The sequence below is a fragment of the Acidovorax sp. 94 genome, from assembly GCF_003634645.1.
Lineage (GTDB): Bacteria > Pseudomonadota > Gammaproteobacteria > Burkholderiales > Burkholderiaceae_C > Acidovorax > Acidovorax facilis.
Map to the genome: position 1 here is coordinate 1,456,435 of NZ_RBJA01000001.1, position 13,757 is coordinate 1,470,191.

Annotated in this window: 15 protein-coding genes; 5 read left to right on the plus strand and 10 right to left on the minus strand. The window is 62.4% G+C overall.

All coding sequences use genetic code 11. The annotated features are described in order from the left end of the window. Positions 1 to 44: 44 nt before the first annotated feature. Complete coding sequence (locus tag C8C94_RS06830; protein WP_121420188.1) at positions 45 to 638, minus strand: gamma-glutamylcyclotransferase; 594 nt, start codon at positions 636 to 638, stop codon at positions 45 to 47. Between the two features lie 112 nt (positions 639 to 750). On the opposite strand from C8C94_RS06830, the gene C8C94_RS06835 reads away from it, so the two are divergent. Next, positions 751 to 1,275: an OmpA family protein gene (locus C8C94_RS06835; protein ID WP_121420189.1), complete on the plus strand. Its 525-nt coding sequence runs from the start codon at positions 751 to 753 to the stop codon at positions 1,273 to 1,275. A gap of 128 nt (positions 1,276 to 1,403) precedes the next feature. On the opposite strand, the gene gloA is transcribed toward C8C94_RS06835, so the two are convergent. Together gloA and C8C94_RS06845 are read right to left on the minus strand one after the other, a co-directional pair. Beyond that, positions 1,404 to 1,817 (minus strand): lactoylglutathione lyase, encoded by a 414-nt coding sequence (gene gloA, locus C8C94_RS06840; protein ID WP_121420190.1) that lies wholly within the window; start codon positions 1,815 to 1,817, stop codon positions 1,404 to 1,406. Continuing rightward, positions 1,814 to 2,365: a PaaI family thioesterase gene (locus C8C94_RS06845; RefSeq protein ID WP_121422744.1), complete on the minus strand. Its 552-nt coding sequence runs from the start codon at positions 2,363 to 2,365 to the stop codon at positions 1,814 to 1,816. The genes gloA and C8C94_RS06845 overlap by 4 nt, the downstream gene beginning before the upstream one ends. 74 nt (positions 2,366 to 2,439) lie before the next feature. On the opposite strand from C8C94_RS06845, the gene C8C94_RS06850 reads away from it, so the two are divergent. Genes C8C94_RS06850 through C8C94_RS06865 form a run of 4 tightly spaced genes read left to right on the plus strand, consistent with a single transcriptional unit; the run spans position 2,440 to position 6,120 of the window. Further along, entirely contained in the window at positions 2,440 to 2,919 is a 480-nt protein-coding gene (locus C8C94_RS06850; protein WP_121420191.1) for a MarR family winged helix-turn-helix transcriptional regulator, read from the plus strand. Beyond that, positions 2,909 to 4,168, plus strand: coding sequence for an MFS transporter (locus C8C94_RS06855; RefSeq protein ID WP_121420192.1), 1,260 nt, complete (start codon positions 2,909 to 2,911; stop codon positions 4,166 to 4,168). The genes C8C94_RS06850 and C8C94_RS06855 overlap by 11 nt, the downstream gene beginning before the upstream one ends. A 40-nt stretch (positions 4,169 to 4,208) precedes the next feature. After that, positions 4,209 to 4,712, plus strand: a complete 504-nt coding sequence (locus tag C8C94_RS06860; RefSeq protein ID WP_121422745.1) for a MaoC family dehydratase — start codon at positions 4,209 to 4,211, stop codon at positions 4,710 to 4,712. Further along, entirely contained in the window at positions 4,696 to 6,120 is a 1,425-nt protein-coding gene (locus C8C94_RS06865) for an MATE family efflux transporter (protein ID WP_121420193.1), read from the plus strand. Before C8C94_RS06860 ends, C8C94_RS06865 begins: the two co-directional genes overlap by 17 nt. A gap of 75 nt (positions 6,121 to 6,195) precedes the next feature. On the opposite strand, the gene C8C94_RS06870 is transcribed toward C8C94_RS06865, so the two are convergent. From C8C94_RS06870 to C8C94_RS06900, 7 genes are all read right to left on the minus strand, one after another. Beyond that, positions 6,196 to 6,996 (minus strand): SDR family NAD(P)-dependent oxidoreductase, encoded by an 801-nt coding sequence (locus tag C8C94_RS06870; protein ID WP_121420194.1) that lies wholly within the window; start codon positions 6,994 to 6,996, stop codon positions 6,196 to 6,198. A gap of 142 nt (positions 6,997 to 7,138) precedes the next feature. Then, positions 7,139 to 9,523 (minus strand): EAL domain-containing protein, encoded by a 2,385-nt coding sequence (locus C8C94_RS06875; RefSeq protein WP_121420195.1) that lies wholly within the window; start codon positions 9,521 to 9,523, stop codon positions 7,139 to 7,141. A 191-nt stretch (positions 9,524 to 9,714) separates the two neighbouring features. Then, positions 9,715 to 10,248, minus strand: coding sequence for a response regulator (locus tag C8C94_RS06880; RefSeq protein ID WP_121420196.1), 534 nt, complete (start codon positions 10,246 to 10,248; stop codon positions 9,715 to 9,717). A 17-nt stretch (positions 10,249 to 10,265) separates the two neighbouring features. Further along, the gene (locus tag C8C94_RS06885) at positions 10,266 to 11,609 is read right to left on the minus strand and encodes an HD domain-containing phosphohydrolase (protein WP_121420197.1); all 1,344 of its coding nucleotides are present in this window, start codon (positions 11,607 to 11,609) and stop codon (positions 10,266 to 10,268) included. A 3-nt stretch (positions 11,610 to 11,612) separates the two neighbouring features. Beyond that, positions 11,613 to 12,566, minus strand: coding sequence for an ATP-binding protein (locus C8C94_RS06890; RefSeq protein ID WP_233573423.1), 954 nt, complete (start codon positions 12,564 to 12,566; stop codon positions 11,613 to 11,615). A gap of 12 nt (positions 12,567 to 12,578) precedes the next feature. Next, positions 12,579 to 13,421 (minus strand): HDOD domain-containing protein, encoded by an 843-nt coding sequence (locus tag C8C94_RS06895; RefSeq protein ID WP_055397893.1) that lies wholly within the window; start codon positions 13,419 to 13,421, stop codon positions 12,579 to 12,581. Then, positions 13,418 to 13,747, minus strand: coding sequence for a hypothetical protein (locus C8C94_RS06900; protein WP_121420198.1), 330 nt, complete (start codon positions 13,745 to 13,747; stop codon positions 13,418 to 13,420). The genes C8C94_RS06895 and C8C94_RS06900 overlap by 4 nt, the downstream gene beginning before the upstream one ends. Between the last annotated feature and the right edge of the window lie 10 nt (positions 13,748 to 13,757).

The window sequence follows — 13,757 nt, forward strand, 5'->3', positions numbered from 1 at the left end:
GCAGTCTCCCCGTCGGGTCCATGCGCGTCCAGCAAAGATGTGCACTATGCCTCTTTTTGGGCCAGCGCAATCAAACGGGCCAGGGCCCGGTCATGGATGCCGTGCCTGCGCAGCTCGTCATACGTGGCCTGGGCGTAGTCCCGCGTGGTGCCATAGCGCCCACAGGCCTGCTCAAAAATACGGCAGTACTCGTGGTCGGGCAGCTCGCCCGTGTGGTTGGGGCTTTTGCGCGACAGGGTGAAGGCCAGCGCGCGCACCGGGCCGTGCGGGGTGTGGCAGGTGAGCCAGCGCGGGTCGTACACGGCGGTGATCATCTCTCGCTGCCACAGGTTGATCATGACCTGCCGCGCATGCGCCTTGTCCACACGGAACACCATGCCCCGGCAACTGCCGCCCGACAACATGCCGAACACCAGGCCCGGGCATTCGGGCGTGCCCCGGTTGATGCGGCTCCACATCTTGAGCGCCCGGTGCCACCCATGCACCTTGGCCGGGCGGCGCTCGGCATAGTCGAAGTCCGGGCGCCAGATGAGCGAGCCGTAGCCAAAGATCCAAAGGTCTTCGTGACCACCCCATTCGTTCAGGGCGCGCTCCAGCAAGGGGGCCGGATCTCGCAGCGGGGCGGGCAGGTTCGTCATGGGTTCACTCTACAATCGAAAGCTTTGCTTTAACGCTCTGGGGACTTGTAGTTACGGGTTTCGCAACGGCCCCAGCATCCATTCTTTTTCTTAATCACTGCAGGAATCTCCAATGTCTAGTTCTGACGACGATAGCCAACAACGTTTTGCCCTGGGTTTCCTGTTCGCACTCATTGCGCTGGTGATCTCGGTGGTGGTCGGCACCGTGGTGGTCAAGCGCGTGGGCGCTTCGGGTGCCGCCAAGCCTGCTGCAACGGCCGTTGCAAGCAGCGCGCCAGCTGCAACAGCGGCCGCAGTTGCTGACGACGCCGCCAGCGTGCGCGTCGAAAACGGCGTGGTGAAGTTCTACTTTGCCACGGCCAAGGCCGAGCTGGCGGCTGGCGCCAACGAAGCCCTGGCCGACGTGGTCAAGGGTGTGGCCGAGGGCAAGAAGGCTGTGATCTCGGGCTTTCACGACGCCACGGGTGACGCAGCCCTGAACGCCGAGCTGGCCAAGCAACGCGCCTTTGCAGTGCGCGATGCGCTCAAGGCCCTGGGCGTGGCGGAAGACAAGATCGAGCTGAAGAAGCCTGAAGAAACCACCGCCACCGGCAGCAATGCCGAAGCGCGCCGCGTGGAAGTGACACTGGGCGCTTGATGCCTGCGTAGTGACCTGCAGCAGGTCGCTCCATAAAAAACCCGGCAGTGCCGGGTTTTTTATTGAGTCAAATTTGCCTCTAGCGCTTATCCATCATGCGCTAGTAGCTATCTATTTAATAGTGATGGTTAACGTAAGCCTGCGCCACCAGCCCCCTCGGTGCGTTGGATCAATTCAATCTTGTAGCCATCCGGGTCGGTCACAAACGCGATCACCGTCGTACCGCCTTTGACCGGGCCCGCTTCGCGGGTCACGTTGCCGCCCGAGGCCTTGATCTTCTCGCACGCCGCGTAAGCATCCGGAACACCGAGGGCGATGTGGCCATAGGCAGTGCCCATCTCGTAGCTTTCCACGCCCCAGTTGTAGGTCAGCTCGATCTCGGCCTGGCCGGGGTTGCCGCCTTCGAAACCGAGGAAGGCCAGCGAGTATTTGTACTCGGGATTCTCGGACTGGCGCAGCAGCTGCATGCCCAGGACGTTGGTGTAGAAATCAATCGAGCGTTGAAGGTTGCCAACGCGCAGCATCGTGTGGAGGAATTTCATCCCTTCGATTGTGCAGGCAAGTCGAAAACCAGGCAGGTGGTGGTAGCGTGGGCGTACAGCGTGCCGTCCGGCCCCACGAGGCGCGCTTCGGCCGTGGCCAACTGGCGCCCGCTGTGGATCACCCGGCCTTCGGCACGCACACGCTGTACCTTGGGCGTGATGGCCTTGACCAGGTTGATGCCCAGCTCGGCCGTGGTGTAGCCGCGCCCGGGTTCCATGCGCGTATGGATGGAGCAGCCCAGGGCCGAGTCGAGCAGGGTGGCAAACCAGCCGCCGTGCACGGTGCCCATGGGGTTGAGGTGCTCAGCGCGGGGCGTTCCCTGGAAGATGGCCGTGCCTTCGCCCACTTCCACGATCAAGAAGTCCAGCGTCTTGGCGATGGCGGCGTAGGGCAGTTCGCCGCGCAGCATGGCCTGCATCTGCTGCAGGCCGTTCAGATGGGCGATCTGCTCGCGCCGTGCCACGCCAGGGCCGGGGCCTGCGTCCAGGGTGGCGAGGATGTCGCGCTCTTGTGCAAGCCAATGTTCCAGTTGGTTGTGCTGTGTCATGGGGGTGTCCGGGTTGTTGGCGGGGTTTACATGCATGAGTTGCATATGCAATTATTGCAGATACAATTAAATCCATGCAAGCCGAACCAACCACCCTGGCCCCCGTGCTGCCGCGGGGCTGCACCAACTTCAAGCTGCGCCAGCTGATGCGCCGCATAGCCGCTCACTACGACGCCGAAATGGCGAAGTGCGGGCTCAAGACCACGCAGTATTCGCTGCTGTCGCATGTGCTCACGCTGGGGCCTATCCGCCCGGGTGACCTGGCGGTGGCCATGAAGATGGATGCGTCCACGCTGACGCGTAACCTGCGCCCTCTGGTGGATGCAGGATGGGTCACGTTGGAGGCGGGCGCCGATGCTCGCAGCCGCCTGGCCCACATCACCGACGCAGGTCGCGAAAAACGTGCCGAGGCGCAGCGCCACTGGAAGGCTGCGCAACTCGCGCTGAATGAAACGCTGGGCGTGGAACGCGTGATGGCGCTGCATGCGCTGGTGGACGACTCGCTCGATTTGCTGGCAGCACTGCCAGTGCAGGAGGCTGGGCATGACGAATAACGACACCCCTCCGGTCGCAGCCAAGTCCGTCGCGCCACTGGCACTGTGGCTCGTGCTGCTGGCCGCCGCTGGCGCCTTTGCGCTCACCATGGGCACGCGCCAGACCATGGGCCTGTTCCTGTCGGCGCTCAACACCTCCACGGCATTGGGCATTGGCAGCATCAGCCTGGCCTTTGCGTTTGGCCAGCTGTGGTGGGGGCTGACGCAGCCGTTTGCAGGGGCTGTGGCCGACCGCATTGGCACGGGCCGTGTGATCCTGCTGGGCGTGGCGCTGGTGGCGCTGGGCACTTTCATCACGCCGTACATGACGACCACGGCAGGGCTGATTTTTGCGATTGGCGTGCTGGCCGCAGGCGGCGCGGGCATGGCCGGGCCGTCGGTGCTGATGGCGGCCACGGCGCGGCTGGTGCCCGCCAGCAAGCGCGGGCTGGCCAGTGGCATCGTGAACGCGGGGGGATCGTTCGGGCAGTTTGTGATGGCGCCCATTGCCATCAGCCTGACCGCTGCCGTGGGCTGGGCCAGTGCCATGCAGTGGCTGGGCGTGCTGGTGCTGCTGGCGCTGCCTGCGGTGTGGGTGCTCAAGGGCAATTCCAACGCGCTGGCTGCGCAGGCTGCGGCTGCGTCCGGCCAAAAGGCGTTGACCGCGCGCGAGGCCATTGCCCAGGCGCTGGCAACGCCCAGCTACCGGTACCTTGCGGTGGGCTTCTTGGTATGCGGGTTTCACGTTGCCTTCCTGGCCACGCACCTGCCAGGGGTGATTGCGGCGTGTGGATTGGCGCCCGAGGTGGGCGGCTGGGCGCTGGCTGTCATCGGGCTGTTCAACATTGTCGGCAGCCTGGCCATGGGCTGGGCGGTAGGGCGCTGGCGCATGAAGTCGCTGTTGGCACTGCTGTACGCCACGCGCGGCCTGGCGGTGCTGGTCTTCTTGTTCGCACCCAAGACACCCATGGTGGTGCTGATCTTCGCCGCCGTGATGGGTGTGACGTTCCTCTCCACCGTGCCCCCCACCGCCGGGCTGGTGGCCAAGATGTTCGGCACGGCCAACATGGCCATGCTGTTCGGCATCGTGATGCTGTCGCACCAGGTTGGCGGCTTTTTTGGCGCCTACCTGGGCGGCAGCGTATTCCAGGCCACGGGCAGCTATGACTGGGTCTGGTACATCGACATCGTGCTGGCCGTGGGCGCGGCACTGATCAATCTGCCCATCCGCGAGGCGCGATTGGCGCGCCGGGCCGCCTCCGCCGCCTGAGCCCACAAGGCATCCATCCCCTTGAATGAAAGCCAATGACATGACGGACATCCACGCCCGCAGCGCCTCTATGGCAGGAAAATCTCCGATCTATCTGGACGACCTGGCCGTGGGCGACCAGTTCAAAAGTGGCGAACACGCCATGGATGAAGCGCAGATCACCAGCTTTGCCGCCCAGTTCGACCCGCAGCCGTTTCATCTGGATGACGCCGCCGCGCGTGACACGCTGTTTGGCGGCTTGGCCGCCAGCGGCTGGCACACGGCGGCCGTGACCATGCGCCTGCAGGTGACCAGCGGACTGCCCATTGCGGGCGGCATCATCGGGGCGGGGGGCGAGCTGAGCTGGCCCCGGCCCACGCGCGCCACCGATGTGCTGCATGTGGTGAGCGAAGTGGTGCAGATACAGCCCTCCAAGTCCAAGCCCGATCGCGGCATGGTCACGGTGCGCAGTGAGACCCGCAACCAGCATGGCGATGTGCTGCAGCTGTCTACCGTGCGCATCGTGGTGCCGCGCAAGCCTGCGGCCGATGGTGCAGGGGCTTGATGTGACCGATGCACTGAACCCCCGCACCCGCATGCTGCTGGAGGCACCCATCGCCCCCACGCTGCTGCGCCTGGCCGCACCCAATGTGCTGGTGATGCTGGCGCAAGCGGGCGTCGGGCTCATCGAGACCTACTTTGTCGGCAAGCTGGGCACCGATGCGTTGGCGGGCATGGCGCTGGTATTCCCGGTCGTCATGCTGATGCAGATGACCTCGGCGGGCGCCATGGGCGGCGGCATTGCGTCGGCCATTGCGCGTGCCTTGGGCGCTCGGCGACGGGACGATGCCGACGCCCTGGTGCTGCACTCCTTGGTCATCGCGGCGGTGTTCTCGCTGATCTTTACAGTCGGCGTGGTGGGAGGAGGGCGCTGGCTTTACACCCGCATGGGCGGCACCGGCGGCGCGCTGGCTGCGGCGCTGGTCTATTCCAACTGGGTGTTTGCGGGCGCGTTTCTGGTGTGGCTGTTCAACACGCTTTCGGCCGTCATTCGGGGCACGGGCAACATGGCCGTGCCTGCCTATGTGACGGTGCTGGGCGCCTTCGTGCTGGTGCCGCTGTCACCGTTGTTGATCTTTGGCTGGGGCCCCGTGCCCGGCCTGGGCATTGCCGGCGGGGCCATTGCGCTGATGGCGTACTACCTGATCGGCAGCGTGGTGCTGGCAGCGTATCTGTGGTCGCCGCGCAGCCTGCTGCGGCCATCGTTGGCGCACATCCGGTTTCGCTGGGTGCTGTTCAAGGACATCCTGCGGGTCGGGTTGGTGGGCACCGTGTCGACCGTGGCCACCAACGTAGCGATTGGGGTGACCACCGCGCTGGTCGGCGGTTTTGGCACGGCGGCCATTGCCGGGTATGGCACCGCATCGCGGCTTGAGTACCTGCTGGTGCCCCTGGTATTTGGCCTGGGCGCGCCGCTGGTGGCCATGGTCGGCACCTGCATCGGCGCGGGCCAGCGTGAGCGCGCCCTGCGCGCCACCTGGATCGGCGCGGCCATGGCGTTTGTAATGGCCGAGGCGATTGGTCTGTGGGCGGCGGCCTTTCCCCATGCGTGGCTGTCGCTTTTCAACAGCGACCCCGCCATGCTGGAGGCGGGCGCGCTGTATCTGCGTACCGTCGGGCCGGTGTATGGCTTTTTCGGCCTGGGCCTGGTGCTGTACTTTGCCTCGCAAGGGGCAGGGCGCCTGCTGTGGCCCGTCATCGGCAACATCACGCGCCTGGCGGTGGCCGTGACTGGCGGCTGGCTGGCGCTGCGCTGGGGTGGTGGTTTGGCGGCGGTGTTTGCCGCACAAGCCGTGGCGCTGGTGCTGTACGGCGTGGTCAACGCCTGGGCGATTGCAGGTGGCGCCTGGTTCGGTCCGGTCGGTTGGCCACGCAGCATGGCGGGCCTGCTGCGGCGCATGCCACAGGCGTAGAAATATAGCCAGAATTGCTGCTAGCGCTTACCCATAAAGCGCTAGCAGCTATCAATTTGGTAGTATTTCGTTGAATCAGACCGGAACGGTGTAGTTCAGCGTCATGCGGCCACCATCCACGGTCACGATCTCGCCGGTCACATAGCTGGCGGCGTCGCTGGCCAGCCAGGCCACCACATCGGCAATCTCCGACGGCTCTCCCAGCCGCTTCATGGGTGTGCGGCTCATGATCTTGTTCTTGGCCTCATCGCTGGTCAGCACAGCCTTGGCGGCCAGCTCGGTGGCGATGGTGCCGGGCGCCACGGCGTTCACGCGGATGTTCCTGTCGGCCAGCGCCAGCGCCATCACGCGCGTGAGCTGGTTCACGCCGCCTTTGCTCACGTTGTAGCTCGCTATATTGGGAATGGTCAGCACACCGTTGACCGAGCTCATGTTGACAATGGAGCCGCCACCCGATGCGACCATGGCCCGGGCCACGGCCTGGCCGACGAGGAACGAGCCCTTGAGGTTGACCCGCAGCACGGCATCAAAGTCGGCTTCGGTCACCTCCAGAAAATCCGCAGCACGGAAGATGCCAGCGTTGTTCACCAGCACGTCGATGCGCCCGTGGGCGGCCAGCACCTGGGCGACCAGCGCATCCACCTGCGCCTTGTCGCCTACGTCGCAGCGCACATACAGCGCGCCCAGTTCCGCAGCCAGGGCCTGGCCGCGTGCATCGTCCACATCCACGATCACCGGTTTGGCGCCTTCAACTGCAAACCGGCGGACGCAGGCTTCACCAATGCCTTGCGCGCCACCGGTAACGATGCAGACGCGGCCTGTGTGGCCAAAGTGAATGGAAGACCGGAGGGATGGGGCGGGGCTTGTAGGATTCATGGCCGTGGATGGTAGCGGGTGGGGGAGGAGGGTGGAGCCAGAAACCGGCAGTAGCTTCGAGTTACCGCCAGTGCGCGGGCCCAAGGGCGATCAATGCCTGTTCTCGCTTTCTGCGGGGTTTGCAAGGAAGCCCCGCAGACCGTCAGCGCACCGGCTGCCGGGCTCCTACCCACTCAGGCGGCGGCTGCCACGCCCGGATCCAGCGGATCAGATCCGGCAGCGGCATCGGCCTGGCAATGCCATAGCCCTGCAGGCCATCGCACCCCAGATCGCGCAGTGCCCCGGCATGGGCCGTGGTCTCCACACCCTCCGCCACCACGGTGCGGTTGAACGCATGGGCCAGGCTCACGATGCCGCGCACCAGGGCGCGATCGCGCTCGTTGTCGAGCATCTCGCGCACGAAGGACTGGTCGATCTTCACGATCTGTGCGGGCAGGCGTTGCAGATAGGTAAGCGATGAGTAGCCCGTGCCGAAGTCGTCGATGGAGCATTGCACACCCAGCTCGTCCAGCCCCTGGATGACATAGGCCACGGCCGAGAGGTCGTTGAAGGTTTCGGTTTCCAGCAACTCGACCTCCAGAAAGGGCTGGGGCAAGGATGGGTGCCGCTTGAGCAGTCGCGCGACTTCCTGCTGAAACCGGCTGTCGATCAGTGTGGGCACTGCGATGTTGATGCTCAAGGGCAGGGGGCAGCCCTGGGTGACGAGCGTGTGCCCGGCTTTGAATGCAGCGTCCAGCACCCAATAGTCCAGTTTGCCGGAAGCAGGGGTGCCCACAATGTCGTCCATAAACGCACCCGGCGCCAGCAGCCCTCGCTCGGGATGGTGCCACCGGATCAAGGATTCGGCACCAATCACCTGCCCATCCGAGATTCTGACCTTGGGCTGAAAAAACAGCTCCATCTCGCCTTGCAGCAGGGCATCCTCGACCAGCTTGGCCGTGTGCCTGCGCGCTTGCAGCCGCTGGCCCTGCTGGATGTCGAACACCGCGATCCGGTCTTTGCCTTGTTCCTTGGCCGCATACAGCGCCAGGTCTGCATGGCGCAGCAGACCGTCAGCGTCCCCCAGGTCATCGGGATAGAACGTGACCCCGGCGCTGCAGGTCAGGCGCAGTTGCACATTGTCCAGAACGGCCGTCCGCGCGAGCGACTGGCGCAGGGCCTCCAGCCGCTGCAGGGCGGCCTCGGTGTGCGCGCAGTCTTTCAGTGTCACGGCGAATTCATCGCCGCCAATGCGGCCAATGAGGTTGTCTGGTCCCGCCTCGGCCCGCAGGCGCTGCGCAAATACCCGAAGGAACTGGTCCGCCAGGGGCTGCCCCCATTGCTCGTTGAGGTCCTTGAACTGGTCGATGTCCAGCAAACACAGGGCCAGGATGCCGTTGGTTTCGATGCGTTTCTGGAGGGTCGCATTCAGCTCCTTGGCAAAAAGGCGGCGGCTGGACAAGCCGGTGAGGGCGTCGTAGTTGCCAAACTGCTGCAGGGCCTGCTCCAGGCGGCGCTGCTCGGTCACATCCTTGCCCACAGAGACCCATTTGTTCACGACGCCGTCCGGGTCCTTGATGCCTTCGATGGTGACCTCCGAGACAAAGGCTTCGCCATTTTTGCGGCGCCTGACCAGTTCGCCATGCCATCGGCCGTCTCGCTCGATGGCCTGTGCGACGCGGCGCAGGAATGTGGATTCGCCCCCTTCGTCGAGGCGCAGGACGGCAGATGACTTGCCAATCAGCTCCTCGCGCGAGTAGCCAAGCACGTTGCTGTAGGTCGGGTTGACATCCAGCACGGTGCCGTCCGGTTGCACTATGGCAATCGTGTCCTTGCTGTTGACGAAAACGCTGGCGGCCTGCCGCGCTTCGGCCAGCATGGTCTTCAAGGTCTCGGCTGTCTGCTCCAGGGTCTCTTCGCGCTGGTTGAGTTTTTGCGTGTTGTCCAGTAGGAACCCCAGCAGCACCGTGCCGATGGGGTAGATCACCACCACAGCCATCCAGGAGCGCGTCGTGACTGCTCGCGCAATCTCTGGCGGCAAGGTCTGTATCGCCAGCATGCCGCCGGCCGCCAGGCTCAAGCCGAGTCCGATTAGCCAGACCCCATCGGAAAAGGCTCCAAAACGCTGCGGAGAAAAGTAAGGCCTGTGGCGCTGCCAGAGCCACCCGATGCCCGTGGTCAAAACAATACCGACCATGGCCGGGCCGCTGCCGATGCCGCCCAGGCTGAGCCGGTAGGCGCCGAGCACCACAGCGCACAGCACAGCACCCAGCGGCGACAGATAGGCGCCGGCCAGGCCCGCCATCACCAACCTGGCGTCAACGATCACGCCTTCGGCCAGCCGCAAAGGCACGAGCATGGTCAGGATGCCGATGACTCCGAACATGAGCCCTGTGATCCAGGGCAACCATCGTTGCCGCGCCTTCCTGATGCCCAGGTCGGGATGGCGCAGGCCACTCAGGACAATGCTGTACAGCGCGGCCAGAAAACACAGCAGGCCCGCGTTCATTCCCATGTCCCGAATCAAAGACGTGGTGTCGATGTTCATGGCGCCTTCTCGTGCGTTTGGTGGGCCATCATAAGGAATGGCACGGTCCGATGTGACGCTATCTTTAAAATAGATACGATGTATATTATGTTAAATAACAAATATTCTATCTACGGTCTTTCGGCAGGCTTCCCGGTTCTGCAATCCAGCGTCCTGGCACCACGACGCTGCCCAGCACAAAAGGCATAACGCTAGTTCTCGGGGCCCAAAACCTCTCCATTGGGCCCCCAGGCCACCTGCGTCAATCCGGGTTCCATGGCTTCCAATCGACGGCGCTCCATCTCCGTCGCACTGAGCTGCCCCAATTCATGCCGCCCCACGTCGGCAAGTTCACTTTCATGGCGCAGTTGATCCGCTCTCTCCAGGGCTGAGCGGACGTGACCAAGCAGGTCTTTTTCATCCCAGGGCTTCAACAGATAACGAAAGACTTCTGCGTCATTGACGGCTCGCATCAGGTTCTCCGAATCGGACGACGCGCTTAAAACCATCCGGACTGCCTTGGGCTGAATGGTTCGCACCAAACCCAGAAACTCCACGCCAGTCATGAGCGGCATCCTAAAGTCCGAGATCACCACGTCAAAGGCGGTCTCTCTCAGTCTGGCCAAGGCAACCTCCGGATCTACGGTCTCTTCAATGCGCAGGTCAGAACCAAGTCCGGCCCGCAGACTGCGCTTGATTGCAGCCAAGACGTGGTGTTCATCATCGAGCAAGAGAATTCTCTGCATGGCTGGCTCCCTCTCCGTTACGGTTTTATGGGCAAGATCATTTCCACATCGTCCCGCCCTTCGCGCAATCGCAGCCTCTTGATCAATTCGGCGGTGAGCACGTGATCGGCGGCAAGCAACACGGCGCCTTCGCTGGACAAAAGATCGCGCGCCAGAATCATGCCGGGTCGAAGTTGTGCCGTTCGCAGCATGCGCGGCGGAGCGTCTGCAACGGGTGCAGCCTTCAGGAGCATCTGCAGGAACACATCCACCACTTCGGGATGAAACTGGGTTCCCCTGCCCCTGGCAATCATTGATCGTGCATCTGCAGCACTCAAAGGGGTGGAGCTGAGATGGCCGATCTGCAGATCATCGTAGGTATCTGCCACAGCGAGGATGCAGGCCCCCATCGGAATCATCTCCCCGACCAGGCCATCTGGATATCCGAGCCCATCGTGCCGCTCGTGGTGGCTGCGGATGATGTTGGACACCGTCTGCATGTCATCCAGCGCCATCAATGCCTGCTCTCCCAGAACGGCATGCCGTCGGTATTGCGCAGTTTCTTCATCGGAAAGCTTGGGAACGGGTTTGGCCAGCAAGGTGTCAGGCAAGGCAATCTGCCCAATGTCATGCATGAGCCCTGCGATGAACGCGTCCTGTTGATCCGCTTCCGCCATGTTCATGGCCCGTGCGGTGCGACGGGCCAGATCCGCCACACGGCGCGAGTGGCCGGAGAGTTGCCCACCTCGCCACTCCATGAGGTTGGAAAACACCTTGATGGAGGTAAGGTAGTTTTTCTTGATTTTTTGACTGAGCTGGAGCAACTCGCTAGTGCGCGCCGCGACCTTTTCCTCCAGCGTTTCATTCAATTCCATCAAGGCCTGGTTTTTGGCCCTGAGCAATTCTTCCAACCGGGTTTTTTCGTCTTCCAGGGCATGCCGCTCAAAAATCTGGTGAGCCGTGGCAAGCACCTCACCGTCATCCCACGGCTTGGTGATGTACCGATAGACTTCCCCGCTGTTGATGGCCGCGATGGTTGACCCAATGTCAGCGTAGCCTGTGAGCAGTACGCGTGTCGTTTTGGGCCACCGCACCCGTATCTGCTCCAGCAACTGGGCCCCGCTCATGCCGGGCATTCTCATGTCGGAGAAGACCAGATCCACAGGCTCTTGCTCCAGGTGCGCAATGGCTTGTGCACCACTCGTGGCCGTTGTCACCTGGTATCCGCTGCCACGAAACAGCCGCTTGAGCGAGGCCACAATGTTGGGCTCGTCGTCCACGCACAGAATGCGCCAGACGCGCTGACCACCGCCCTGCAGGCTGGCGCCCTCCTCTTGCAAAGCCGCCCCTGACAAGGCGGTGACGTCGATAGGGGAATTCACACCTCAAGCCTCCTGCGGGTGCTGAATCGGCAGCGTGACACGAAAACGAGTCCCAACCCCCTGCTCGCTGAACACGTCAATGCTGCCAAAGTGCTTTTTGACGATGCCATAGGAAAGAGACAGTCCAAGCCCGGTCCCTTTGCCCACGGCTTTGGTGGTAAAGAACGGGTCGAAGATTCTTCCCAGATTCTCTTTGGCAATGCCTTCGCCGGTATCCTGTATTTCCACCCACACCCGGCTGTCGTCAGCGCCGGTGCTGATGGTGATGACGCCCCTGTCTGCCTGGATGGCGTGCGCAGCGTTGACCAGGAGGTTCATGAAAACCTGATTGAGTTCAGACGGAAGGCACTCGATATCCGGGAGTTCACCGTACGCCTTGACGACCTCCGCCTTGTATTTGATTTCGTTGTTGACGATGTTCAGTGTGGAATCAATGCCATGGTGCAAATCGGCCAGGACCCACTTCTGCGAGGTGTCCACCCGGGAGAAGTCCTTCAGGTTCTGGACAATATTGCGCACCCGCGTGATGCCGTCCTTCGACTCTGCCATCAACGAGGGGATGTCCTCCTTCAGAAAGTCCAGTTCTATCTTTTCGCGCAGAGCCCTCAGACGGGCTGCTGCCGGAGTGCCTGCCAATGCGGACTCGGCCTCTTCATAGGCAGCGAGCATCTGAAAAAGATCACCCAGATAGCGTTCGAGAGTCCCGAAATTAGAGAATATGAATCCAATCGGATTGTTGATTTCGTGGGCTACCCCGGCAGCCAGTTGCCCGATGGAGGCCATTTTTTCCGACTGCATGAGCTTGTCCTGTGCATCCGAAAGTTTGGCATTCAGTTGCATCAGCTCCTCATTGGAGCGCAGCAGCTCCTTGACCCGATCTGCCGTGACATCGGCGACAGAGAGCGGCGAGGATGTGGTGTTTGCGGCCTCAGCCAACTGCGGATCGTGAGAACTCATGTCAACCCTCCTTCAGGCCAGCAACGCGTGACAGACGACGTCATGTTGTTCAGCAACGGTGTCAAAAACTTCCCGGTAGTCCTTCTCACCCAGCGCGAGCCTGCCCCAGGCATCCAGTGACAGCAACGGCACCATGTCATCTTCCTGGTGCGAAAGATCGAGGCCATGGGCAATGTTGTCAGCAACATGGACGAGATCCATGAGCCCTTTGCCAGCATGGGACCGAGGCCGGTGATGGCATGCGATGGCTGCGACGATCTCTGGGGCAAAGTGCCAATGCTCAGCGATGAGGCCGCCAACCTCTGCGTGGTCAACACCAAATTGATGCTGTTCTGCAACGTGCATGAAACAGTCATGTTCTGTCCGATATGCAATGGCCTGGGCATATTCCTCCTCATAGGAGCTGACCAGAACCAAGCGCCCAATGTCATGCAACAGCCCCAACGTAAACGCGGCGTCTTCGTCCAATCGGGTGCGCTGCGCCAGGGCCCGGCAGGTAAGCGCCGTACCGATGGAATGGCACCAGAACGCATCGAAGTCGAAGCCTTGGCAGCGCGACTTGGCAAACCCGCTGACAAGGCCTGCGGCCGTTGCCACGCCGCGCAATGTGCGCAGCCCCAGGATTGCCGTAGCCTCAGTGATCGAAGTGACCTGACGCGGCAACCCGTAGAAGGAAGAATTCGCAAGTCGAAGGGTTTTCGCGGCAATGGCCTGGTCGTGCGATATCTTTATGGCCAGTTGCTCCGCCGAAACATCGCTGTCGCCAAAGGACTGGATCAACTCCAGCACGACTGCTGGCAAGGCAGGCAATCCGTGCACGCTGTGCAAGATCGCATCTGCAGTGAGTTGCTTCATGGCCTCTCCTCAAGCCGGTGCCTCAAAATCATGTGCAGCAATGGGTTGAGTTGCCCTGCCCGCAGGGCAGGCCTGAACAAGTGCAACAAACGCTGTTCCGTCAGTGCCCGTTGCTCAACCGGATCCACTTTTCCATGGCGCTGTGCTAGCTCCTCGGGGGCATTCACAAAAATCGTGTCGATACCTCGATGCTGCAAGTTGTTGAGAATTTCGCGCGTGACAGGCGTCCCCTCTGGCAACAGAAGTTGCGCATGGGCATCCAGTACGGGCTGCGCTAAAAGTAGTCCCTCCGGAACCCGTTCAGTGGTGGTAGCAAGAGCTTGCATGGGCGCGCAT